Source organism: Streptomyces atratus (genome assembly GCF_014648655.1).
Classification (GTDB): domain Bacteria; phylum Actinomycetota; class Actinomycetes; order Streptomycetales; family Streptomycetaceae; genus Streptomyces; species Streptomyces atratus.
This window is the reverse complement of sequence record NZ_BMRN01000041.1, coordinates 28,746-52,424: the sequence shown is the minus strand read 5'-3', so window position 1 is coordinate 52,424 and position 23,679 is coordinate 28,746. Positions and strand designations below refer to the sequence as shown.

20 protein-coding genes and 1 pseudogene are annotated in these 23,679 nt (G+C 70.2%); 12 read left to right on the top strand and 9 right to left on the bottom strand.

Annotated features, from left to right (window positions below; genetic code table 11):
- Positions 1-76: 76 nt before the first annotated feature.
- Positions 77-916 carry an SDR family oxidoreductase gene (locus IEZ15_RS35680; protein ID WP_114243441.1) on the bottom strand — a complete coding sequence of 280 codons (840 nt, stop codon included), beginning with the start codon at positions 914-916 and terminating at the stop codon, positions 77-79.
- A gap of 698 nt (positions 917-1,614) precedes the next feature.
- Here IEZ15_RS35680 and IEZ15_RS35675 point away from each other — a divergent pair.
- Genes IEZ15_RS35675 through IEZ15_RS35665 form a run of 3 tightly spaced genes read left to right on the top strand, consistent with a single transcriptional unit; the run spans position 1,615 to position 4,449 of the window.
- Positions 1,615-1,842 carry a ferredoxin gene (locus IEZ15_RS35675; protein ID WP_189281046.1) on the top strand — a complete coding sequence of 76 codons (228 nt, stop codon included), beginning with the start codon at positions 1,615-1,617 and terminating at the stop codon, positions 1,840-1,842.
- Complete coding sequence (locus IEZ15_RS35670; protein ID WP_189281045.1) at positions 1,839-3,230, top strand: NAD(P)/FAD-dependent oxidoreductase; 1,392 nt, start codon at positions 1,839-1,841, stop codon at positions 3,228-3,230. The genes IEZ15_RS35675 and IEZ15_RS35670 overlap by 4 nt, the downstream gene beginning before the upstream one ends.
- A 13-nt stretch (positions 3,231-3,243) precedes the next feature.
- Positions 3,244-4,449, top strand: a complete 1,206-nt coding sequence (locus IEZ15_RS35665; RefSeq protein WP_189281044.1) for a cytochrome P450 — start codon at positions 3,244-3,246, stop codon at positions 4,447-4,449.
- A gap of 479 nt (positions 4,450-4,928) precedes the next feature.
- Here IEZ15_RS35665 and IEZ15_RS35660 read toward each other — a convergent pair whose 3' ends face one another.
- Positions 4,929-6,203 carry a glycoside hydrolase family 18 protein gene (locus IEZ15_RS35660; protein WP_189281043.1) on the bottom strand — a complete coding sequence of 425 codons (1,275 nt, stop codon included), beginning with the start codon at positions 6,201-6,203 and terminating at the stop codon, positions 4,929-4,931.
- A 373-nt stretch (positions 6,204-6,576) separates the two neighbouring features.
- Here IEZ15_RS35660 and IEZ15_RS35655 point away from each other — a divergent pair, with 373 nt between their 5' ends.
- Positions 6,577-7,749, top strand: a complete 1,173-nt coding sequence (locus tag IEZ15_RS35655; RefSeq protein WP_189281042.1) for an acyl-CoA dehydrogenase family protein — start codon at positions 6,577-6,579, stop codon at positions 7,747-7,749.
- 465 nt (positions 7,750-8,214) lie between these two features.
- Here the strand turns inward: IEZ15_RS35655 and IEZ15_RS35650 are convergent, their stop codons facing one another.
- Positions 8,215-8,613: a hypothetical protein gene (locus tag IEZ15_RS35650; RefSeq protein ID WP_189281041.1), complete on the bottom strand. Its 399-nt coding sequence runs from the start codon at positions 8,611-8,613 to the stop codon at positions 8,215-8,217.
- A 203-nt stretch (positions 8,614-8,816) separates the two neighbouring features.
- Here IEZ15_RS35650 and IEZ15_RS35645 point away from each other — a divergent pair, with 203 nt between their 5' ends.
- The 4 genes from IEZ15_RS35645 to fxsA all read left to right on the top strand — a co-directional run bounded on the left by IEZ15_RS35645 (position 8,817) and on the right by fxsA (position 12,944).
- The gene (locus IEZ15_RS35645) at positions 8,817-9,257 is read left to right on the top strand and encodes an Lrp/AsnC family transcriptional regulator (protein ID WP_024493538.1); all 441 of its coding nucleotides are present in this window, start codon (positions 8,817-8,819) and stop codon (positions 9,255-9,257) included.
- Positions 9,258-9,303: 46 nt separating this feature from the next.
- The gene (locus IEZ15_RS35640; RefSeq protein WP_189281040.1) at positions 9,304-10,950 is read left to right on the top strand and encodes an amidohydrolase; all 1,647 of its coding nucleotides are present in this window, start codon (positions 9,304-9,306) and stop codon (positions 10,948-10,950) included.
- A gap of 550 nt (positions 10,951-11,500) precedes the next feature.
- A complete protein-coding gene (locus IEZ15_RS35635) occupies positions 11,501-12,268 on the top strand; it encodes a polyprenol monophosphomannose synthase (protein WP_189281039.1) in 768 nt (255 codons plus the stop codon).
- A gap of 88 nt (positions 12,269-12,356) precedes the next feature.
- Positions 12,357-12,944 carry an FxsA family membrane protein gene (gene fxsA, locus IEZ15_RS35630; protein ID WP_114248881.1) on the top strand — a complete coding sequence of 196 codons (588 nt, stop codon included), beginning with the start codon at positions 12,357-12,359 and terminating at the stop codon, positions 12,942-12,944.
- Positions 12,945-13,034: 90 nt separating this feature from the next.
- On the opposite strand, the gene IEZ15_RS35625 is transcribed toward fxsA, so the two are convergent.
- From IEZ15_RS35625 to yczE, 4 genes are all read right to left on the bottom strand, one after another.
- Entirely contained in the window at positions 13,035-13,409 is a 375-nt protein-coding gene (locus IEZ15_RS35625; RefSeq protein ID WP_114243432.1) for an RNA polymerase-binding protein RbpA, read from the bottom strand.
- Positions 13,410-13,683: 274 nt separating this feature from the next.
- Complete coding sequence (locus IEZ15_RS35620) at positions 13,684-15,057, bottom strand: MFS transporter (protein ID WP_189281038.1); 1,374 nt, start codon at positions 15,055-15,057, stop codon at positions 13,684-13,686.
- A 48-nt stretch (positions 15,058-15,105) separates the two neighbouring features.
- On the bottom strand, positions 15,106-15,870 hold the full coding sequence (locus IEZ15_RS35615; protein WP_189281037.1) for a glycerophosphodiester phosphodiesterase family protein: 765 nt from the start codon (positions 15,868-15,870) through the stop codon (positions 15,106-15,108).
- The gene (gene yczE / locus IEZ15_RS35610) at positions 15,867-16,592 is read right to left on the bottom strand and encodes a membrane protein YczE (RefSeq protein WP_114243429.1); all 726 of its coding nucleotides are present in this window, start codon (positions 16,590-16,592) and stop codon (positions 15,867-15,869) included. Before yczE ends, IEZ15_RS35615 begins: the two co-directional genes overlap by 4 nt.
- Positions 16,593-16,694: 102 nt before the next feature.
- Here yczE and IEZ15_RS35605 point away from each other — a divergent pair, with 102 nt between their 5' ends.
- Positions 16,695-18,194: an SCO1417 family PLP biosynthesis transcription factor gene (locus IEZ15_RS35605; RefSeq protein ID WP_189281036.1), complete on the top strand. Its 1,500-nt coding sequence runs from the start codon at positions 16,695-16,697 to the stop codon at positions 18,192-18,194.
- A 68-nt stretch (positions 18,195-18,262) separates the two neighbouring features.
- Here IEZ15_RS35605 and IEZ15_RS35600 read toward each other — a convergent pair whose 3' ends face one another.
- Positions 18,263-19,873, bottom strand: coding sequence for an ATP-binding protein (locus IEZ15_RS35600; RefSeq protein WP_114243427.1), 1,611 nt, complete (start codon positions 19,871-19,873; stop codon positions 18,263-18,265).
- 37 nt (positions 19,874-19,910) lie between these two features.
- Entirely contained in the window at positions 19,911-20,105 is a 195-nt protein-coding gene (locus tag IEZ15_RS35595) for a hypothetical protein (RefSeq protein ID WP_037696696.1), read from the bottom strand.
- A 314-nt stretch (positions 20,106-20,419) separates the two neighbouring features.
- Here IEZ15_RS35595 and IEZ15_RS35590 point away from each other — a divergent pair, with 314 nt between their 5' ends.
- The 3 genes and pseudogenes from IEZ15_RS35590 to IEZ15_RS35580 all read left to right on the top strand — a co-directional run.
- The gene (locus tag IEZ15_RS35590; protein WP_114243426.1) at positions 20,420-20,812 is read left to right on the top strand and encodes an ankyrin repeat domain-containing protein; all 393 of its coding nucleotides are present in this window, start codon (positions 20,420-20,422) and stop codon (positions 20,810-20,812) included.
- A 219-nt stretch (positions 20,813-21,031) separates the two neighbouring features.
- Positions 21,032-22,450 carry a HEAT repeat domain-containing protein gene (locus IEZ15_RS35585; RefSeq protein WP_189281035.1) on the top strand — a complete coding sequence of 473 codons (1,419 nt, stop codon included), beginning with the start codon at positions 21,032-21,034 and terminating at the stop codon, positions 22,448-22,450.
- Positions 22,451-22,603: 153 nt separating this feature from the next.
- A pseudogene (locus tag IEZ15_RS35580) lies at positions 22,604-23,640 on the top strand (glycosyltransferase); the annotation flags it as partial.
- Between the last annotated feature and the right edge of the window lie 39 nt (positions 23,641-23,679).

Below are 23,679 nucleotides of genomic sequence, written 5' to 3'. Positions count from 1 at the left end.
GAGCGACGGCGATCGGCCCGGTGCTCTCGCCGAGGTTCATCACCCGGCGGGCGGTGACGTGGTCCTGCATCGGCAGTCAGCCGCCGGTGGCGAAGCCGGGGAAGAGCGTCATTCCCCCGTCGACGTAGAGCGTGGCGCCCACGACGTAGTCGAGCAGGTCGGAGGCGAGGGCGACGACGGCGTTGGCGATGTCCTCCGGGTCGCCGACGCGGCGGTACGGGATCAGCCGCAGGAGATCGGCCTCGGCCTCGGGGCTCGACCAGGCGTCGCGGTTGATCGGTGTGCGGATCGCGCCGGGTGCAACCGCGTTGACTCTGATCCGCTGAGGGGCGAGCTCCTGGGCGAGGGTTTGCATCAACATGGCCACACCGCCTTTGGAAGAGGCGTAGTTCACATGTCCCGACCATGGGATGATCTGGTGGACCGAGCTCATGCAGATGATTTTCCCGGCTGCGCGGGACACCTCTTCCACCACGCCTCGCCGGAGGAACTCCTTGGCGGCCTCCCGGGCGCACAGGAACTGACCGGTCAGGTTGACATCGATGACCTTCTGCCACTGGGCGAGCGTCATCTCGGTAGCGGCCGCGTCCCGCTGGAGCCCCGCGTTGGCCACCATGATGTCGATGGTGCCGAACGCCTCGACCATCCGGGCGACCATGGCGACCACCTGGGCCTCGTCGGACACGTCGGCCTCGTGGGCGTAGGCACGGACCCCGAAGTCCTTGATCTGCGCCACGACCTTTTCGGCCTCGTCCGCGCCGGCGACGTAGTTCACGACGACGTCCGCTCCGGCCCGGCCCAGGGCGATGGCGGTCGCCATGCCGATACCCGAGTTGGCACCGGTCACCAGCGCCTTCTGACCCCTGAGAAGTTGCGCGGACACGGTCCCGCGGTTTTCGTCGGCGCTACCTGCCACGATCTCTCCTCAGGCGGTTTCGAAGGGTGCGCCCGCCCACGCGACAAGCGCCTGCGGGAACAGGCGACGCACATGAGGGAGGGGGCCTCGGCCTGCCCACCAGGACGGGCACACAGGAACTGACGCAGACCTGCGCACCAGACGAAAGCACCCTGTGCCGCCGGTGGTCGGATCGCCGCGCCATACAGCCGTGTTTCAGGCGGGCACGTCACACGGTCGGGTTACGGGCTGCTTCGGCCCTTCGGTGCTTGCCGGCTGCTCTCGCGGTCAAGGCCGCTCAGCCATGTCCGACGCAGGGCAACCGGACGTTGCCCAGCCACCATCGGGTCTCGGAGGCAGCGTGCGGCTGAGGGCCCGCGACGATGGTTCTCATGGCGTTCCTCCCTCACAGGCGATGGCCGTCTACGCGGCCATCGCCTGGTGCCTGCCCCTTTTCTGGCATGCGAGCGGTATGTGCGAGGGATACGCTGGTGACACCAGTCAGGTTCTCCAGGTGGTGTCGCAGACACCGGTCGCCAGGTTCGAGATGACCAGTTCTACCTGCGGAGACCTTTGATGAGCGCCGCTGTCACCTTCGCACTCGAAGGGGCGGGCAACAGCCGATTTTCTTTCTCGGAGACCCACCCTCGCGTTTGGCGCGCCGACGCGGTGCTACCTCCAAGACCGCAGCTCTGCAGCCCCTGAAACGGAGGGTCGGCATGAGGGTTGTCGTAGATCTTTCCCGATGCCAGGGTTACGCGCAGTGCGCATTCCTTGCCCCAGAAGTGTTCCGGATGCACGGCGAGGAAGCGCTGATGTATCACCCGAACCCCGACGACTCCCAGCGCGAACAGATGGAACGCGCTGCGGCAGCGTGCCCGCTCCAGGCGATTCTCGTCGACCAGCTGAACGAGCGGGACGCGCCGGCGGAGGCGTCGCCGTCATGAGCAGCGCTCACACCCTTCAGGGGTTCAAGCGCGACGGCCGCATCGCGATCGTCGGAGCCTCACTGGCAGGACTGCGGGCCGCGGAGGCTCTGCGTGGTGAGGGGTTCACCGGGTCGTTGACCATGATCGGCGACGAGCTGGGAGAGCCCTATGACCGGCCCCCTCTGTCCAAGCAGGTGCTGACCGGGTGGGTGCCGACCGACGGCACCAAGTTGCCGCGGCGTCGCGACATCGACGCGCAGTGGCTTTTGGGCGTGCCCGCCAGCGGCCTTGACCTGGCGACCAATCATGTGCACCTCGCCGACGGCAACGAGGTCGCCTTCGACCGAGTGCTGATCTCCACAGGAGTGCGCGCCCGGCCCTGGCCCGTCGAGGCAGAAGCCTCCCTGGACGGCGTCTTCGTCGTCCGCACGCGCGGGGACGCCGACGGCCTGCAGCAAGCACTCGCCGCCGGCCCCTCCCGCGTACTGATCATCGGCGCGGGCTTCACGGGCTCGGAGATCGCCTCCATCTGCCGCGAGCGTGATATTTCGGTCACCGTCGCTGAGCTCGGACCCGCCCCGCTGGTCGGGGCACTTGGCGCCATGATCGGTGACGTTGCCGCAGACATGCAGCGTGCCCACGGCGTCGACCTGCGCTGCGGTGTCAAGGTCACTCAGCTGGAAGGTGACGCGCAGGGGCGGTTGTGCCGCGCTCACTTCTCCGACGGCAGCACCGTCGACGCCGACGTGGCGGTGGTGGCGCTCGGCGGCATCCGCAACACCGATTGGCTGCAGGACTCGGGACTGGCGGTAGGTGTATGGGGAATCGCCTGCGACTCGGGCTGCCGCGCCTTCGACCTCAACGGCCTGGTCACCGATGACGTCTTCGTCGCCGGAGACGTGGCACGCTGCCCGCACCCGGTCTACGAGTACCGCTTCATCTCACTGGAACACTGGGCCAACGCCGTGGAACAGGCCGACATCGCGGCACACAACATGGTCAACGCTCAGGCGGACCGCTGGCCACACCTGGCCATCCCGGCGTTCTGGTCCATCCAGTTCGGTGTCAACATCAAGTCCGTCGGTGTACCGACCTTCGCCGACGAGGTCGTTGTCACCCAGGGCTCAGTGCCCGACCACCGCTTCGTCGCCGCGTACGGCTACCAGGGCCGTGTCACCGCGGCGGTCAGCTTCAACAACGCGAAGTGGCTGGACCACTACCGAAAGCTGATCGAGACGGCCGCGCCCTTCCCGCCACCCTGCCCCACACCCGACCAACCTGTTGACGCGAAGCCGGTGCCCGTCGACTTCCCCGGCCCCGTCCTGCTCAGCCAGGGCGCCACGGTAGTGGTCACCGGCCATGACCCGAGCGAGCGGCACGTCACGGCCGTGCGGACCCACCGGTAGGAGGGAAGGCGACATGTCCGAGACCAGCACCCTGCACCGAATCCTCGACTACTCCGCCCGTGCCGACCCGTACCCGCTGTACGCCGAGCTGCGCAAGACCCCGGTGGCCCTGCAGGAGGACGGCAGCTACGTCATCAGCACCTACCGCGAGATCACCGACATACTGCACAACCCGCACCTGAGCTCAGACGTCCGCAACCTGTCGCGGCCGACGCCGGCAGCCGAAAGGCGCGACACGCCTTCGTTCATCAACATCGACCCGCCCGAGCACGACCGCCTGCGGCGCCTGGCGATGCGCCACTTCGGCCCCCCGTGCACCCCGGGGCTGGTGACCGGCATGCAACCCCAGCTGACCGAGATCGTCAGCAGCCTGATCGACGATTTCGCGAACACGCAGCTGGTCGACATCGTCGACGACTTCGCCTACCCGTTCCCCGTCACCGTGATCTGCCACCTGCTCGGCGTGCCACGCGACGACGAACCACGGTTCCATCAGTGGGTCAACGCCATCATCGACTCGCTCGACTACGACCCGAAGACCGACCCGCCGGAGAAACTGAACCTTGGCGCGCAGGCCACCGACGACTTGCACCAGTATCTCGGTGGGCTGCTGGAGCCACGCCACGACCGGCCCGGCGACGACCTGCTGTCACGGCTGGCCAACGACGACGGGCCCGACGGGCGGATGACCGACGAGGAAATCATCAGCACCGCCAACCTGCTGCTCATCGCCGGCCATGAGACCACCGTCAACCTCATCACCAACGGCATGCTGACGCTTCTGCGCCACCCGCACGTACTCCAACGGCTCCGCGACGAACCGGACTTGATCGTGCGACTGGTCGAGGAGCTGCTGCGCTACGAGCCCCCCGTCCACATCGTCCCCTGGCGGGCGGCGTACAGCGACATCACCATCGCTGACACCGTCATCCCCAAGGGCTCCCAGATCATGCTCATGCTCGCCTCCGGCAGTCGCGATCCGGACCGCTTCGACGATCCCGACCGCTTCGACCCCGATCGACAGGACAACCAGCACCTCGGGTTCGGCAGCGGCATCCACCTGTGCTTCGGCGGCCCGCTGGCCCGGCTGGAAACCCAGATCGCACTCAGCGAACTGGTGCGCCGACTCGACCGGCCCAGGCTGGTGACCGACCCGCCGCCGTACCGGCCCAGCCCGGTCCTGCGGGGTCCGATTCATCTGCACATCGAGCAGAGCTAGCAGTGCTGTGGACAGGGGTCCGGCTGCGCATCGCGGCTCGTACGCCGGGCCAGGTGCCGTGAACGCCACTGCGGCTTCCGCGAAGCCGCCTACCGGCGCGGCAACGTTGTCGCACGATGCCCGCATCGGGTCAAGCAATGGCGCGGCACAGCTCTTGCTGCGACGAACACCCCGACCACTACCTCGCCGGCACACTCATTCGCCACCCCCGCGGCGAATGACCGGTGTGGGCAGGGCGACGTCGGGGAGACGAGGGTCGGTGATGGTGGGGCGGGTGCGGCACCATCATGCCGGAGTGAGTCACGCAAGCTTCGGCCGCAGCGGGAACGCCGCGTGAACCACGGCCTGTTGGACCCCTGAAGGGTCAGGCCATCACGGATGAAACGGGGCGGAAGGCCGATCGGCCCGCCGCCCCGCTCCCCGCTCCCGGGTCCTGTCGCCGAACTGCGCTCGACGCCTGGCAGGACCTTGCACAGTGACTAGTCGATCGCCTTGATCAGCTCGCCATTGGTGGTGTCGCCGCTGAGCTCCCAGAAGAAGGTGCCTCCCAGCCCCTGCTGGTTCTTGTAGTCCATCTTCGTGGCGATGGTGGCCGGGGTGTCGTAGCTCCACCAGTTGGTGCCGCAGTGTGCGTACGCCGTACCGGCGATCGTGCCGGTGGCCGGGCAACTGGTCTTCAGGACCTTGTAGTCCTCGATGCCCGCCTCGTACGTACCGGGGGCTGCTCCGGTGGCGGTGCCGCCGGGCGCGTCCTGGGTTACACCGGTCCAGCCGCGGCCGTAGAAGCCGATGCCGAGCAACAGCTTCGAGGCCGGTACGCCCTGGGCCTTCAGCTTGTTGATGGCGGCCTCGCTGTTGAAGCCCTCCTTCGGGATGCCGCTGTAGGAGGTCAGCGGGGAGTGCGGGGCGGTCGGCCCCTTCGCGTCCCAGGCGCCGAAGAAGTCGTACGTCATCGGGTTGTACCAGTCGACGTACTTCGACGCACGGCCGTAGTCGACGGCGTCGAGCTTGCCACCCTCGGAGCCGTCGGCGGAGATCGCCGAGGTGACCAGGCTGTCCGCACCGAACTTGGCGCGCAGCGCGGCCAGCAGGTTGCCGTAGGCGTCGCGTCCGCTGGTGTCGCAGGTCAGACCGCAGGCGTTGGGGTACTCCCAGTCGATGTCGATGCCGTCGAAGACATCGGCCCAGCGGGGGTCCTCCACCAGGTTGTGGCAGGACTCGGCGAACGCGGCCGGGTTCTTCGCCGCCTCGCCGAAGCCGCCGGACCAGGTCCAGCCGCCGAACGACCAGATGACCTTGAGGTTCGGGTGCAGCTTCTTCAGCTTGCGCAGCTGGTTGAAGTTGCCGCGCAGGTCCTGGTCCCAGGTGTCCGCCACGCCGTCGACCGACTGGTCGGCCGTGTACGCCTTGTCGTAGTCGGCGTACGAGTCGCCGATCGCGCACTTGCCGCCGGTGACATTGCCGAAGGCGTAGTTGATGTGCGTGAGTTTGTAGGCCGAGCCCGACGTCTCGATGTTCTCGACGTGGTAATTGCGCTGGTAGACACCCCAGTTGGTGAAGTATCCGACCACCTTGTCGCCGGCCGCTGTGGGGGCGGCGACGGCGGCTGCAGGGGCCGCGGCCTGTGTGGCGGTGAGGGCCGAGCCGGCCGATGCGGTGCCCGCGGCACCCAGCATGGTGGCGCCGAGGGCGACGGTACAGGCGGCTGCGGCGAGCGCCCGGAGGCGGGCGCGGGGATTGTGCGGTCCGAACATCTTGTCTCCTCGTGGGGGAGGGAACTCGGTAGTGGGGGGCGAGTTTTCGGCCCTCCGCGGACTTGGCATGAACGCGGAAAATCCGGTTCGGTGGAACCGTAGATGGACTAGACCAGTTGGGTCAATGGTTCGGACCAATTCCGGTGGCCGCCCCGCTCGTCGCCGAGTCGCTCGGTCACCCCGTGACGGATATCGTCCGATCGGGCATACTCAAGCCGCCACAGCCGCTGGCCAGCGACTCTCGAAATCCGGGAGGCCGGCATCGGTTGGGCTGCAGTGCTTCTCCGGGCCGTGCCCGGAAGCCCCCCGGCGGCGCCGCCCACACCCCGCGCGCGCGACCGTCGCAACGCCCGACAGGGAGGAGAGCGCCGTCATGACCGACCGTGCCCCGCAATTGGTGGAACGCCGTCTGCCCACCGAGGAGTCCAGGCAGCTAGTCGCGCTCGTCCGCGACATCGCCCAGCGAGAGATCGCGCCGCGGGCGGCCGAGGAGGAGGACGCCGGCCGGTTCCCGCGCGAAGTCTTCACTCTGCTCTCCGAGTCCGGACTGCTCGGACTGCCCTACGACTCCGCCGTCGGCGGTGGTGACCAGCCGTACGAGGTCTACCTCCAGGTCCTCGAAGAGCTCGCGGCCGCCCGGCTCACCGTCGGTCTCGGTGTCAGCGTCCACTCCCTCGCCTGCCATGCGCTCGCCGGATACGGCACCAAGGAGCAGCAGGCCGAACACCTCCCGGCGATGCTGGGAGGTGGCCTGCTGGGCGCCTACTGCCTCTCCGAGCCCGCCTCGGGCTCCGATGCCGCCTCGCTCCGTACGAAGGCCGTACGGGACGGCGACGACTGGGTCATCACCGGCACCAAGGCATGGATCACCCACGGCGGCATCGCCGACTTCTACACGGTCCTGGCCCGCACCGGAGCCGAGGGTGCACGCGGCATCACGGCCTTCCTGGTCCCCGGTGACGCCGAGGGGCTGAACGCGGCCGCCCCCGAGAAGAAGATGGGCATGAAGGGCTCGCCCACCGCCCAGCTGAACTTCGACGGCGTACGGGTCGCCGACGCCCGCCGGATCGGCGAGGAGGGGCAGGGTTTCGCGATCGCCCTGTCCGCACTCGACTCCGGACGCCTGGGTATCGCCGCCTGTGCGATCGGCGTCGCCCAGGCCGCCCTGAGCGAGGCCATCGCCTACGCCACCGGGCGGCAGCAGTTCGGCCGGCCCATCGCGGACTTCCAGGGCCTGCGCTTCATGCTCGCCGACATGGCCACCCAGATCGAAGCCGGCCGGGCGCTCTACCTGGAGGCGGCCCGGCTGCGCGACGAGGGCAGGCCCTTCTCGCGCCAGGCGGCCATGGCCAAGCTGTTCTGCACGGACGCGGCCATGCGGGTGACCATCGACGCGGTCCAGGTGCTCGGCGGATACGGCTACACCCTCGACTTCCCCGTCGAGCGGCTGATGCGCGAGGCCAAGGTGCTGCAGATCGTCGAGGGCACCAATCAGATCCAGCGGATGGTCATCGCGCGCCACCTCGCGGGTCCTGAGACGCGCTGACCCGCAGCGGTCGCTTCGACCATACGGGTGTCGTCATGATCCGGTTCCACTCCTGGTCATGGCGGCCCGGCAGGGTCCGTCCCGTGCCCTCCCAATGACGCAGCAGGGACCGGTAGATGGGCGGATCGGTGGAGTGCGGCGCCGGTCGCGGCGTGGACCGGGGGGACACGGGCTGCGGCACCGGCTGTGAACCGGGCTGCGGAACCGATTCTTCGGCAGTCGGAGCGGCGAGACGTCGGCGACCGGGACCGGCCGTTGAGTGCAGCAGGGTCATGCCTGGCCAACGGTGCGGGGCGGGCCCGGGTCACTGCCCGGCCGATTCGAGAGCCCGTTCGCCGGGTCCCCGGGCGGCGGAGTTTCATCGACAGCGGGCACCACGTCGGCCGAGCCGTCGTGGTGCAGCGCAAGTGTGCCGGATGGGCCCGGATGTGACCGGGCGGTCCCGCGCAGGTGCGGGAAGGGCCCTCAGGCGGCGTCGCGCCGCATCTGCGGCACTCGCAGCGGGCGCGAGCCGGGGCCGCCGGCATGGGAGAACGGCTGCATTCGCCAGTCAAGTCCCTGAGGGAGCGTCAACAGCAGGGCCGTCTCCTGCTCCTGGAGGTCGAGCGACTCGTCGGCGGGCCGTGCCTGGGACGCCGCGCGGCCGGTACCGGCACAGACCGTCAGAACGAACGGATTCCACGGAGTCGGGCACAGCGCGTGCTCCGGCAGTACGTCCTCGTCCGCCAGCAGCGCGATCGGCTGCACGCAGTCCGGGCAGATCACCCGGTACATCTCGAACATGTCGTACGCGTCGCCAGCGGTGTCCTCTACCGGATCAATGGGCTCCGGTTCGGTACGTACGGTGAGCTTCAGGCTCTGCATGGGAAATTCCCCCCTCGGGTGGGCCGACAAGGCGCCACGGCCTCGACCACAGCAAGCACTTCCCGTCGAGCATCGGCCGTAACCGCGAAGGGGTCGACTACCCACCCGTAAACCTGTGGCATTCGTCACATGCCCGCCGCAGGTGCCCTTCCGGAGCCCTCACCGCTGTGCCTGGAGGGACCTGGGGCAATAGGTTGATCCGTATGGAGGAGCTGGACCGACAGATCGTGGAGTTGCTCGTCAAGGACGGGCGGATGAGCTACACCGACCTGGGCAAGGCCACGGGCCTGTCCACCTCGGCGGTTCATCAGCGTGTCCGCAGGCTGGAGCAGCGCGGGGTGATCCGGGGCTATGCCGCGGTCGTCGACCCCGAGGCCGTCGGCCTGCCGCTCACCGCGTTCATCTCGGTGAAACCCTTCGACCCGAGCGCGCCGGACGACATCGCGGAGCGGCTCGCGGGCGTCCCGGAGCTGGAGGCGTGTCACAGCGTCGCGGGTGACGAGAACTACATCCTCAAGGTGCGTGTCGCGACCCCGCTGGAGCTGGAACACCTGCTCACCCGGATCCGCTCGCTGGCCGGTGTCTCCACCCGGACCACCGTCGTACTCTCCACGCCGTACGAGGCCCGGCCCCCGCAGATCTGAGGGGGTCGCGGCACGCGCGGGTCCGGGCAGGCGCGAGACTGGTCCCATGACCGAGAGCACCGCCCCCCAGAGCGAACACCGCACCGTGCTGCTGCGCGGTGGAGACGTCCACAGCCCCGCCGACCCCTTCGCCACCGCCATGGTGGTCGAACGCGGCCATGTCGCCTGGGTGGGCTCGGAAGGGGCCGCCGACGCCTTCGCCGGCGGCGTCGACGAAGTGATCGACCTCGAAGGTGCGCTGGTCACCCCCGCGTTCACCGATGCCCACGTCCACACCACATCGACCGGCCTGGCCCTCACCGGCCTCGACCTCTCCGGTGCCCGGACCCTGGACGAGGCGCTCGGTCTCCTGCGCACGTACGTGGCGGCGCACCCCGCGGACCGGGTCGTCCTCGGCCACGGCTGGGACGCCACACGCTGGCCGGAGCAACGCCCGCCGTCGCGCGGCGAGCTCGACGCGGCCGCCGGTGGACGGCCCGTGTACCTGCCCCGTATCGATGTGCACTCCGCGGTCGTCACCACGGCCCTGCTGGACCTGGTCCCGGGCGTCACCCAGCTGGCCGGGTACCACCCCGACGCCCCGCTGACCGGCGCCGCCCACCACGCGGTGCGCTCCGCGGCCCACGGCGCCGTCTCGCCGCAGCAGCGCGCCGACGCCCAGCGCGCCGCTCTGCGCCACGCCGCGTCGCTCGGCATCGGCACCGTCCACGAGTGCGGCGGCCCGGACATCTCCGACGAGGAGGACTTCGTAGCGCTGCTCGAACTTGCCGCGCAGGAGAGCGGACCACGGGTCTTCGGCTACTGGGCCCAGCAGGTCGGCGACGAGAAGGACGCCCGCCGCATCCGGGAACTCGGTGCGATCGGCGCCGCCGGGGACCTCTTCGTCGACGGCTCGCTCGGCTCGCACACCGCCTGCCTGCACGAGCCGTACGCCGACGGTCCGGCCGGACAGACGGGCACCGCCCACCTGGACCCGGCGCGGATCGCCGCCCATGTCACCGCCTGCACCGAGGCCGGGCTGCAGGCCGGCTTCCACGCCATCGGCGACGCGGCGGTCTCCGCCGTGGTGGAGGGCGTCCGGGCCGCCTCCGAGACGCTCGGCCTGGCCCGGATCCGGGCCGCCCGGCACCGCATCGAGCATGCCGAGATGCTCACCCCCGAGACCGTCGCCGCCTTCGCGGAGCTGGGTCTGACCGCTTCCGTGCAGCCTGCCTTCGACGCGGCCTGGGGTGGCGAGGAGGGCATGTACGCGCAGCGGCTCGGCGCCGAGCGGGCCAGGACCCTCAATCCGTACGCGGCGCTCCTGCGGGCCGGTGTGCCCCTGGCCTTCGGCTCGGACAGCCCCGTGACCCCGCTGGACCCGTGGGGGACCGTACGGGCCGCCGCATTCCATCGCACGCCCGAGCACCGGATCTCCGTGCGGGCCGGCTTCACCGCCCACACCAGGGGCGGCTGGCGGGCCGTCGGCCGCGACGACGCGGGGATCCTGGTGCCCGGCGCACCGGCCGACTATGCGATCTGGCGTACCGCTGACCTGGTGGTCCAGGCCCCGGACGACCGGGTCGCCCGCTGGTCCACCGACCCGAGGTCGGGAACGCCCGGCCTGCCGGACCTCACCCCGGGCGCCGAGCTCCCGGTCTGCCTGAGCACCGCAGTCTTCGGACAAAATGTCTACGTTCGGCCGAACGAGTGACGTCCGGACATTTCGTACCGCCGATCGAAGACGTCCCCGCTCCGCCGCGACCTGCGGATCTTCGCTACTGACCAGGCAAGTTCCGTAAACATTGCAGGTCAGGCGGCTATTGACAGAAAGTGCCCACCGGCCGGTAGGTTCGGCCGAGTCCACCACAGGACGTCCGACCGGTTAAACCTCCACGCAGTCGTCGAACGCCGCTGGGTCATGGGGTGGTGTGCCGCACCGGCGCACCACCACTGACAGCCAGGTTCAGCGCCCGCGCCTCGGGGGCGAGGGAAGGTTTCAGCCGGACGGTAGGTGCGACCCGGGTGGGGCCCGGACGTTCAGTAGACAACGGCTCTAGGTCGACCCGCAGCCGGCGGGTCCCAGGTCGGCCCGAAGGGCGCTGGGCCCCCATCCGTAGTTCCCGTGGGTTCCCGTCAGGGGGTCTGTCCGTACTTCCCTCCTTCTGTCCGTGGCGGTGTCCGCTCCCGCCCGACCGCGTCGGTATCGGGCCCCCGCCCGCTGGATATGGTGTGCACCTGCGTACGGACTTAAGGGGCAGTAAGTGAACGACGGCGGTCAGAGGCGATACGGCCCGCTCGGCAGAACCTTGGTGATCATTCCGACCTACAACGAGGCCGAGAACATCAAGCCGATCGTGAGCCGGGTGCGCGCCGCTGTACCGGAAGCCGACATCCTTGTCGCCGACGACAACAGCCCCGACGGCACCGGCAAGGTCGCCGACGAGCTCGCCGCGGGCGATGACCAGGTCCAGGTGCTGCACCGCAAGGGCAAGGAAGGGCTGGGCGCGGCCTACCTCGCGGGCTTCCACTGGGGCATCGAGAACGGTTACGGCGTGCTGGTGGAGATGGATGCCGACGGCTCCCACCAGCCCGAGGAACTGCCCCGTCTGCTCACTGCGCTCAAGGGTGCCGACCTGGTGCTCGGTTCCCGCTGGGTGCCGGGCGGACGGGTGGTCAACTGGCCCAAGTCCCGGGAAATGATCTCCCGCGGCGGCAGTACGTACTCCCGTCTCCTCCTCGGGTTGCGGACCAGGGACGTCACGGGCGGCTACCGGGCCTTCCGCACCGAGACCCTGGAGGGCATCGGCCTCGACCGGGTCGCCTCGCAGGGCTACTGCTTCCAGGTCGACCTGGCCCGTCGCGCCATCGACGCCGGGTATCACGTCGTCGAGGTCCCGATCACCTTCGTGGACCGCGAGATCGGCGACTCGAAGATGAGCCGCGACATCCTGGTCGAGGCGCTCTGGCGGGTCACCTCCTGGGGTGTCACCTCCCGTACGAACCGGGTCCTCGGCCGCAAGGCGACCTGAGCCACCGAAGGCGGCGGGCGCCGGTCCGCCGCTCGTGATCACCCCCCCCATACGCCGATCGGACGCCCGTACGGGCACACTGGGGACCATGACGACCGGCACACCGCCCCCGACCGCCCCCAGGCGCTCACGCGCCCGTACCTTCGTCCCTCTCGCCATCGCCGCCTGGGCGGTGCTGGAGATCTGGCTGCTCACCGTCGTGGCCGACACGGCGGGCGGGTTCACCGTGCTGCTGCTCCTGGTGGCGGGGATCGTGCTCGGGGCCGCGGTGATGAAGCGGGCCGGCCGCCGGGCCTTCCGCAATCTCACCGAGACGCTCCAGCAGATGCCGGGGCAGCCCGGGGCCGCCGCTCCGCAGGCCGCACCCTCGGGCAGCAAGGGCAACGGCTTCCTGATGCTGGCCGGGCTGCTGCTGTTGATCCCGGGGATCATCTCGGACGTGGCGGGGCTGCTGCTGCTCGTGCCGCCGGTCCGTTCGACGATGGGCCGGTACGCGGAACGGTCGCTGGAGCGCCGCATGCGAGCCGCGAGCCCCGGCAGCCTCTCCGACGCCTTCCAGCAGGCCCGTATTCACCGGCCGGACGGAAAGATCGTGCCGGGTGAGGTCATCCGCCAGGACGGCACACGGCCGGGCCCCAGCCCCGACGAGGGCCCCCGGCCGCCGCTGACTCCCTGATACCGGACCGTGACGCGACAGAGCCGCGGGCTGTGACACACGCCAGGTGTGCCACAGCCCGCGGCTCTGTCGTACTGCGGTGTTACGCGGTCAGGCAGACTTCCTGCTGTCCCGCGGATGCACGGCGATGTTCATGGCTCCGGAGCGCAGAACCGCCAGCCTCTCGGCCAGCACCTCCTCCAGCTCCTCGCGTGTGCGCCGCTCCATGAGCATGTCCCAGTGCGTACGCGCAGGCTTGCCCTTCTTCTCCTCGGGGCCATCCCCGTCCACCAGGAGTGCCATGGCGCCGCACGCCTTGCACTCCCACTCCGGCGGAATTTCCGCCTCTACCGAGAACGGCATCTCAAATCGATGTCCGTTCTCGCATGCGTACTCCACCGCCTGGCGCGGGGCCAGATCGATGCCGCGGTCCGTCTCGTAGCTGGTAACCACGAGTCGCGTGCCGCGGAGAGCTCGCTCACTCATGAATCGTGCCTCCCGGGCTTGTCGCCCACAGGACAGGTGTCGCTGTCGTCGTCATCCGGTCAACGTCCGGTCGGCGGCAAAGATTCCCGTTGCCGGTCATGCGTCGCCCGTCGTGCCGCTGCTTTATCAGGTTTCCCAGGGTCCAGATACCCGCCAATGCCCGGTTTGTCACATCTGACGGAAGTTGTCACCCAGCGGTTTGGCTTCTTCCACTCGCAGTAACGGTCCTCCGGGCAGGCCAAAGGCGTACACTACCGGCCTTTCACTTCAACGTCTAAATCCGTTCCGGAACGGGATTCCCCGCAGCCGCCACGGCCTGTCGGATCGGCACCCTCGCGAGCAGTACGGAACCGACCACGAAGAAGATCACCAACGAGATGATCGCATCCCGGTAGCTCCCGGTCAGCTGATACGCGATTCCGAACACCAGTGGCCCCAGCCAGCTCAGTCCGCGGTCGCTCATCTCGTACGCGGAGAAGTATTCGGCCTCCTTGCCGTGCGGCACCAGATGGGAGAACAGCGAGCGCGACAGCGCCTGGCTGCCGCCGAGCACCAGACCGATCGCCGAGGCCAGCAGATAGAAGAAGACCGGCGCGTCGGCGGGCAGGAAATAGCCGGCGACGAGAATCAGCGTCCAGACGACGAGCGAGCCGAGGATCGTGCGCTTCGCGCCGTACACCCGCGCCAGCCGGCCCATCCCCAGCGCTCCGGCCACCGCGAGCACCTGCACCAGCAGTACGGCCGTGATCAGCGTGGTCTGGTCGAGGCCCAGCTCCTCGGAGCCGTATACCGAGGCCTGGGAGATCACCGTCTGCACGCCGTCGTTGTAGACGAGGTACGCCAACAGGAAGGAGAGTGTCAGCGGATGGCGGCGCATGTCGCGCAGGGTGGCCATCAGCTGCCGCCACCCCGAGCCGACCGCCCCCTCGCCGCCCGGCGTCACCCGTCGGTCGCGCAGCCGTCGCAGTGGTACGACGGTGAAGGCGCCCCACCAGACGCCGGCCGATGCGAGACAGATCCGCACCGCGTCGGACTCGGAGAGGCCGAAGGAGTCGTGGCCCGTGTACAGGACCAGATTCAGGATGAGGACCAACGCACCCGAGGCGTATCCGAACGCCCAGCCGCGCGACGAGACCGAGTCCCGCTCGTCCGGTCCGGCGATCTGAGGCAGATAGGCGTTGTAGAGCACCATCGACACCGAGATCGAGGCGTTCGCCACGATCAGCAGGAACGCGCCCAGCAGATAGCGGTGGCCGTCCAGGAAGAACATGCCGGTGGTCGCGGTGGCCCCCACATAGGCGGCGACCGCCAGCAGCGGCTTCTTCCGCCCCGTACGGTCCGCGGCGGCGCCCACGACCGGCATGACGATCACCGCGACCACGACGGACACGGAGACCGCGTAGGCGAACAGCGATCCTGCGCGCACCGGAATGCCGAGCGGGTGCACGAAACCGTCGGCGTCGGCGGCCGCCTTGGCGACCGACGTCAGATAGGGGCCGAGGAATACCGTCAGGACGCTCGTCGAGTAGACGGAGCAGGCGAAGTCGTAGAAATACCAGCCGCGTTGTTCACGTCTGCGGCTCGCGGCGTCGGCGGAATTTGTCGTGAGCCCAGTCGGCTCAGCGGTGTCCGCGGTCTCGGCGCTCAATCCGCACCCCCTCGTCTCTCCCCGTGGAGACCTCGCACGACCGGCGCGTCAGGCCCAGGCCCCCCGCTCGCTCAGCACCGTACGCAGCGTCTCGATGTGATCGGTCATGATGCCATCCACACCGAGATCGAGGAGCGCTGCCATCCGCTCTGGTTCGTTCACCGTCCAGACGTGCACCTGGAGTCCGCGTGCGTGTGCCTCGCGCACGAAGCGCCGGTCGACCACCCGGACGCCGTTCTGGCTCTCCGGTACCTGCGCGCACACCGCGCCGGCCCGCAGCGCCGCCGGAATTCCGTACGAGCGCAGCCGCAGGCCCAGCACGCCGCGGACGCCGTAGGAGGTGGCGAGCCGGGACCCGGCAAGACGGTGGGCCCTGGCGACCCGGGTCTCCGAGAACGAGCCGACGCACACCCGGTCCCAGGCATCCGCCCGGCGGATCAGATCGACCAGCGGGACCAGGGCGGACTCGGCCTTGATGTCGACGTTCCAGCGGGCTTCGGGGAACGTCTCCAGCAGCTCCTCGAACAGCGGCAGCGGCTCCCGGCCCGCCACTCTGGCCTGCCGCACCTCGCTCCACGGCAGCTCGGCTATCCGGCCCCGGGTGTCCGTCACCCGGTCCAGAGCGGCGTCGTGGAAGGCCACCAGACGGCCGTCCGCCGTGGTGTGCACATCGGTCTCGAAGTAGCGGTACCCGGCATCGGCGGCCCGGCGGAACGCGGCCGTGGTGTTCTCGATCCCGTCCGCGGCACCGCCTCGATGGGCGAACGGGATGGTCGCGGGATGGTCCAGATAGGGGTGGCGTACGGAGGTCACTGCGGCAGTATGGCCTGCTCCGGTGTCCGGGCGGTGACGGCGGTGTCGACGCCGTCCGACTCGGGTGCGACGGCCGCCTCGTCATCGGATCCGGCGGCGGTCGCTGCTGCCGGCTTCCCGCCGATTGCGAAGAAGCGCAGGAAGAACTGGGCGAGCGGGCCGATGGCCAGGGCGTAGAGCACCGTGCCCGCGCCGAGCGAGCCGCCGAGCACGAAGCCGGTCACCACGACCGCCACCTCGATCAGTGTGCGGACGAGCCGGATGGAGCGGCCGGTGCGCAGATGCAGACCGGTCATGAGCCCGTCGCGCGGTCCGGGGCCGAACCGCGCCGCGATGTACAGCCCCGTCGCGACGCCGTTGACCACGACACCGGCGACCATCACGGCGATCTGCGCGGCGAGGCCGTGCACCTCGGGCACGAGCGCCAGCGTGCCGTCCATGGCGATGCCGATGGCGAAGACATTGGAGACGGTGCCGAGACCGGGACGCTGCCTGATCGGTATCCACAGCAGCAGAACGGCGGCGCCCACGATGATCGAGACGACCCCGATGGACAGCCCGGTGCGCTCGGCGAGCCCCTGATGCAGCACTCCCCAGGGTTCGAGGCCGAGACCGGCGCGGACCAGGAGCGCAGAGCTCGCTCCGTACAGCGCGAGGCCGACGTACAGCTGAATCAGCCTTCGGGTGAGGTGCGCCCCGCGAGGGACAGGGGTGATGGACAAGAAGTGCCCCCTGGAGTGGTGGTAGTGGACTGCCGCATGTCACTCTGTGGCAGGGGATTGGCCGCCAACTATGGCCAATCCGAGGAAGGTGGACTGATTTTCATGGCGCAGTGGACTTCGGCAGTCGGTGCGGCACAGCTCGCCAGGCAGCTCCGGGCCCAACAGCCCCGGCCCGCCGGACCGGGCGCCCGCAGGCCGCCCGCCTATCGCGCGCTGGCCGACGGGGTCCGTCTGCTCGTCCTCGAAGGCCGGGTGCCGGTGGCCGCCCGGCTCCCCGCCGAGCGTGAACTGGCGCTCGCCCTGTCCGTCAGCCGCACCACCGTCGCCGCGGCGTACGAGGCGCTGCGGACCGAGGGGTTCCTGGAGTCCCGCCGGGGTGCCGGCAGCTGGACCGCCGTGCCCGCGGGCAATCCGCTGCCCGCACGCGGTCTGGAGCCGCTTCCCCCGGAGTCGCTCGGTTCGATGATCGACCTGGGCTGCGCCTCGCTGCCCGCTCCCGAACCGTGGCTGACCCGGGCGGTCCAGGGCGCCCTGGAGGAGCTGGCACCCTACGCCCACACCCACGGCGACTACCCGGCCGGTCTGCCCGCCCTGCGGCAGATGATCGCCGATCGCTACACCGAGCGCGGCATCCCGACCATGCCGGAACAGATCATGGTCACCACCGGGGCGATGGGCGCGATCGACGCGATCTGCCACCTCTTCGCGGGCCGCGGCGAACGGATCGCGGTGGAGTCCCCGAGCTACGCCAACATCCTGCAGCTGATGCGGGAGGCGGGCGCCCGGCTGGTGCCGGTGGCGATGGAGGAGGGGCTCGGCGGCTGGGACATGAACCGGTGGCGGCAGGTGCTGCGGGACGCGGCGCCGCGGCTCGCCTATGTCGTCGCCGACTTCCACAACCCCACCGGTGCGCTGGCCGACGAGGACCGGCGACGTGACCTGGTGGACGCCGCACGCTCCGCCGGTACGGTCCTGGTCGTCGACGAGACCATGAACGAGCTGTATCTCGACGCCGATGTGCAGATGCCGCGCCGGGTCTGCGCCTTCGACCCGGCGGGCTCCACCGTGCTCACTGTCGGATCGGCGAGCAAGGCCTTCTGGGCCGGCATGCGGATCGGCTGGGTGCGCGCCGCCCCGGATGTGATCCGCAGCCTGGTGGCCGCCCGCGCCTACGCCGACATGGGGACACCCGTTCTTGAGCAGCTCGCCGTCAACTGGCTGATGCGTACCGGCGGCTGGGAGCAGGCCGTGCAGGTCCGGCGCGAACAGGCTCGCGAGAACCGGGACTCGCTCGTCGCCGCGCTCCGCCGGGAGCTGCCGGACTGGGAGTTCTCGGTTCCGCACGGTGGTCTGACCCTCTGGGTGCGTACCGGCGGCCTCTCCGGCTCCCGGCTCGCTGTGGCGGGGGAGCGGGTCGGCGTACGCGTTCCCTCCGGCCCCCGGTTCGGTGTCGACGGCGCCTTCGAGGGGTACGTACGGCTGCCGTTCACGGTTTCCGGGCCGGTCGCGGACGAGGCGGCGGCACGGCTCGCGGCGGCGGCGCAGCTGGTGGGTTCGGGGGCGGGCGCGGGAGTGGAGGCGCCGCGGACGTTCGTCGCCTGATCGACAGGGCTGCTCAGGGGTGACGGATCAGCCGATCCGTCACCCCTGAGCAGCCCTGTGCCGTTTGTTCAGTCGCCGACCGCCATGCCCTCGACGGCCACGGCCGCGATCACGGTGCGCGGCATCGCCGGGTCCGGCACGCTCGCTGCGACGGGTGCGGTCTCCTCGGCCGGCGACTGCAGCCCGGGGAGCAGCCCGAGGACCGCCTGCCGCTGCGCCTCGCTGGTCGCCTCGTCGTACGGATCGGGTGTGGCAGGGACCTGGAGCCGCAGTACGGGACCGGTGCCGAGCCGCGCGTACCCCCGGCCGGGCGGGACGTCCGGTGTCGGCGTCGTGTGCGGCTCCGTGCCGAGCACCGACTCGACCTGGTCGCGGGAACAGTCGCCGAGCACGGCCCGGGCTCTGGTGTGGGTCCGTACGGTCTCACCGAGGGTGTCCAGGCTGTCGAACTGATCGGTCACGACCACGGTGACGTTCGCCGCCCTGCCGTGCCGCAGCGGCACCTGGAGCAGCTCCTGGGGGTCGGGCTTGCCGTCGGCTGCCGCCAGGTGGCCGAGGACGCTGGGCCGGTCCAGCAGGATCCAGAGCGGGCGCTTGATGTCGTCGGGGGCGGGGTGGCCGGACTGCCGGGCCCGGTTCGCCGCGATCAGCCGTCGCTCCGTCTCATGGGCCGCCCACTCCAGGGTCGCCAGCGCGCCCGCCAGGCCGCACTCCACGGCCAGTACGCCGTCGCGCCCGTTCAGGCAGGCGTACTCGCCGGTTCCGCTGCCTTCGATGATCAGGATGTCGCCGTGCTGGAGCGCCTGCAGGGCGATGGAGCGCATCAGCGTGGTGGTGCCGCTGCCGGGCTGTCCGACGACCAGCAGATGCGGCTCGGTGGAGCGGGCGCCGGTCCGCCAGACGACCGGAGGCGCGTCGCGGGTCTCGTCGCCGTCGTTCACCGGAACGGTGCGCTGCACCGCGTCACCGTCGGTGAAACCCAGCACGGTCTCGCCGGGGGCGGTGACGAAGCGCTGGGCCCCGATCGAGGTGGGCAGGGCGTCGAGCACGCTCATGACGAGCCGGTTGCCCTCCTCGTCCCAGGCGAAGTGGTACTCGCGGCCACGGCCCGATTTTGCGTGCAGCAGCTGCTCGATCCGGATGCGGGAGGCCGCTTCGCTGTCGGTGAAGTAGGCGGGATACGTCACCTGCAGACGTGTCGGGCGCCCGTTGCCGTCGAACTCGTAACCGCTGAAGACCTTGTCCCAGTCGCCGCCGTGGGCGAACAGCGGGCTGGGGTCGTCGGCCACGGAGAAGTACGGCACGAGCGCCTCGTACAGGGACCGCAACCGCCCGGTCTCCGCCTCGTCGGGGCCGGTCTTCGCGGGAGTCCGCTCCCGGCCCTTCCATGCGGCTGCGCCCATCACCGTGACCAGGGCGAGCACGGACCCGTACGGGATGAGCGCGACCACGAATACGCAGGCCGCGACGGTGAACAGCGTGGGACCACGCTTGTCCTTGGGCGTCGCGGCCCACTTCTGCCGTCCGGCTCCGGCCAGCAGCCGCAGACCACGAGTGATAGTGATCAGCGGATGGAGGACGTCGGTGGCGTTGTCCGCGGCCGTGCGCGCGAACTCGCGACTGCGAGTGATCGAGGCGCTGCCGCTGCTCAGAATGCGGGGGAGTGGTCGCCGGGCCACGTCGGTCTCCTGACGGGGTGGGAGTGGTGGCGGGGGGTCAGAATTTGATCCCGCCCAAGAGGCCGGCGAGACTCGCGCCGCCCGCGGTGATGCTCGGTGCGATGGCGGTGCCTGCCAGATAGAAGCCGAACATGGCAGTGACGACGGCGTGCGATGCCTTGAGGCCGTCTTTCCTGAAGAACAGGAAGACGATGATGCCGAGGATGACTACGCCTGACATGGACAGGATCATGAGAGGTTCTCCTGGTTGGGGGGACAGTCACCATGAGTCCTTCCAGGTTCACCGGAAGTATCTATACGATAAAAGCTGCATTCGGGTGAAAAGTCTGTATTTTCACTTGATTGGCCCAAGTGGGGGTGCCGACAGGACGGAAACATCGATGTCATGCGCTGTTCCGCCGTCACCGGACGTGATCTTTCGCCATGGGCGGGCCAGGTCATGTGCGCGGTTGAGCAGTACCCTGTCGATTCACTCGTACGGCCCCGACGCCGTACGCCCCAGCAGGTCGACTGTGTGAATCCGGTTGATGGAAGGCGGTCCGTCCGATGAGCGAAACCCCCGATCCCGAGGTGGTCGAGCTGGCGACGAAGGTCTTCGACCTGGCCCGCCGCGGTGAGACCGAAGCGCTCGCCGCCTATGTCGACGCGGGTGTTCCTGCGAACCTCACCAACGACCGGGGCGATTCGCTGCTGATGCTCGCCGCCTATCACGGGCACGCCGCCGCGGTCACCGCCCTCGTCGGCCGTGGCGCAGACCCGGACCGGGCCAACGACCGCGGACAGACACCGCTGGCCGGAGCCGTCTTCAAGGGCGAGGACGCGGTGATCGAGGCGCTGCTCGCCGCAGGGGCCGACCCGTCGGCCGGAACCCCCTCCGCGCTGGACACTGCACGCATGTTCGGCAAGGCCGACCTGCTGGAACTCTTCGGCTCCCGCTGACCGGGTACGCCGTAAATGTGGTCGCGGTGGCGAAATGGCTGGGTCATCATGACGTCGCGGGCCCGGTTCGGGCCACCGACGAGAGGCAGAGGAAGATGGTCTACACCAAGCAGAAGACGGCGGTCGGCCGATCATGTTGCTGCGCGGCGTAGTGCCCCACCCGGCACTTGGAACTGCACAGTCCCGGTTGCGTCGACAGCTTGATGTGAGGCTTTTTCCATGTTTGATCCGTTCATAGCGCCGAGCGGGACCCTGCTCGGCCTGCTGCAGAGGGGCCGTGGCGACGGCACGCTCCACGCGCTCGCCGCACCACGCCCCGAGGCCCTGGCGGCTCTCAACCACTGCGTCCTGAGCGATCCGCGTCACGACTGGCAGGTGGAGAACCGCTCGCTCTACTACGCACGCCTGTACCTCGACCTCGACGGCGGTATCGAAGAGATCGAGCGCCATCTGTGCGATCCCGACGACCACCTCGACACCGACGACTCACGCACCGGGCTGGCCCTCGCCGTGCTCGGCCACCTCGCCTCGTACGGACGGGACGACGCGCTGGCCCTGCTGCGGCGGTACGCCGCGACCGGAGCCAACTGGGCGTGGGCCCTCGACGAGCTCGCCCTGCGTGACGACGACGCGGGGCTCCGCGCCCTCGCCGTACCCGTGCTCGGCCGGTTCCCGGCCACCGAGGAGGGCGCCGCCGAGCTGGCCGCCGCCGTACGGGACGCCTTCGAACCCCGCCCCTGGCGGCTCTGGGCGGACGACCCGCGCGAAGAGGTCGGCGCCAGGGTCAGGGCCGCCTCCGAACAGGGCTCCTTCGACCGCTGGCAGCGGCAGATGCGGTCCGGCGGCCCCCGCCCCGGCTGGAGCGTCCAGGCCGTCCTCGACTGGGCCCAGCAAGGACTCGAACGCGGCAGCGCCCTCCATGTCCCGGCCGCTCGCTGTCTCACCGCCGTCGCCGGACCCGAGGACCGGTCCACGATCACCGAGGCCGCCCGCAGCGGCCCGGAAGGCGCACGCTGCGCCGCCCTGCACTATCTGGCCGAGGCCAGAGATCCTGCCGTGCTCGACCTGATCGAGATCGCCGCGGTCGGCGCCTCGCGCACCGTCGCCGACGCGGCCGTGGCCGCCTTCGAGCGGATGTGCGGCGACGCGGCGGTGGAGCGCGCCAGGAGCTGGGCCCGACGGCCCGACGCGCTCGGCGCCTCCGCGGCCGGTGTGCTCGCCTGCCGGGGAGGCGCCCAGGACGCCTCGCTGGTCCTCGGAGCACTCCGCGAGGCCGTACGGGGCGAAGGCCCGGACGCACCACGCCTGTGGACCCTCGTCGACGGCACGGGCAGGCTGGGCATCGCCTGTGCGGCCCCCGTGCTGCGCCATGTCTACCGGGAGACGTCCTCCTCGCACCTGCGCGGCCGAGCGGCTCGCGCACTGGCCGCAACCGACCCGTCCTTCGCCACCGGATTCGCCGTCGAATGCCTGTGGGACTGCGAGGAGACCACCCGCGAGGTCGCCGCACTCCACGCCGAGACCGGCGACATCAGGGTCGCCGAGCGACTGCGCCGACTCGCCGCGGACCCGGCCGAGGAGGCCGAGGTGCAGACAGCGGTACGCAGCAGGATCGGGCCCGACACCCCAGCGGTCTGACCGGGGTACGCACAGCGGCGCGCGTCGGGGCGCGCGGCGCGAACGGGCGAGCAGCGCGTCGGGGGCGTGCTCGGCTCAAACGCTCATGGGACGTTCCCCGGGCGGAAAGATCCAAGTCGGCCCGGACACGTCCGGCGTGGCGACGGCGCGGGTATGCGTGTCGTCATCGTCACCGAATCCTTTCCGCCCGATGTCAACGGCGTGGCCCACTGCACCCTGCAGACGGCCCGGCATCTCGCCGGCCGCGGCCACGAACCGCTCGTCGTCGCCCCGGCCACGGCCGGCGCGACGACCACATCCCGTTCGGAGCCCTCCGACGCCTACGAGGCCGACGCACCGTGCCCCGTGGTGCGGGTACCCTCACTTCCCTGCCCGGCTGTCCCCAGGTCCGGGTGGCACTTCCGAGCCGGCGGCCGACGGCCGCCCTCACCGCGCACCGCGCCGAACTCGTCCATCTGGCAGGACCGTTCGTGCTCGGTGTACGGGGCATGGCAGCCGCGACCAGGCTCGGGCTGCCGACCGTGGCCGTCTACCGGACCGACCTGGCCGACTACGCACGCACGTATCCCGGCACCGGCGAGAACACCGCCTGGCGCCGGATGCGCGCCGTGCACAGCGCCGCCGACCGCACGCCCGCCCGTCCACCGCCGCCGTCCGCGACCTCGCCGAACACGGCGTGCCCCGGGTACGGCTGTGGCCACGCGGCGTCGACACCAGACGGTTTCGGCCCGGGCTGCGGGACGAGGCACTGCGCCGCCGTCTCGCCCCGGGCGGGGAGCGGATCGTCGGGTACGTCGGACGGCTCGCCACGAACTCCTCGCCGGGGCCTGCGCGACCCCCGGGGTCCGGGTCGTGGTTGTCGGGGACGGCCCCAGTGATGCGTCGCCGCGGACCGCCCTGCCCGGCGCGGTCTTCCTCGGCCGCAGAACCGGGGACGATCTCGCCCGGCTCTTCGCCTCGCTGGGCATGTTCGTGCACACAGGACCGCACGAGACGTTCTGCCAGACGGTGCAGGAGGCCATGGCCTCCGGAGTACCCGTGATCGCCCCGGCGGCGGGCGGACCGCTCGACCGGTCGACCACGGGCGGACCGGGCTGCTGGTCCCGCCGCTCGACACCGGTGCCGTGGCGGCGGCAGTCGCCGCACTCGCCGCGGACCCCGCGCTCGCGGCGGTCGGGCCTGGAGAGCGCACGACGTGCCGGACCGGGGCGGGATTCCGAGGTACGGAC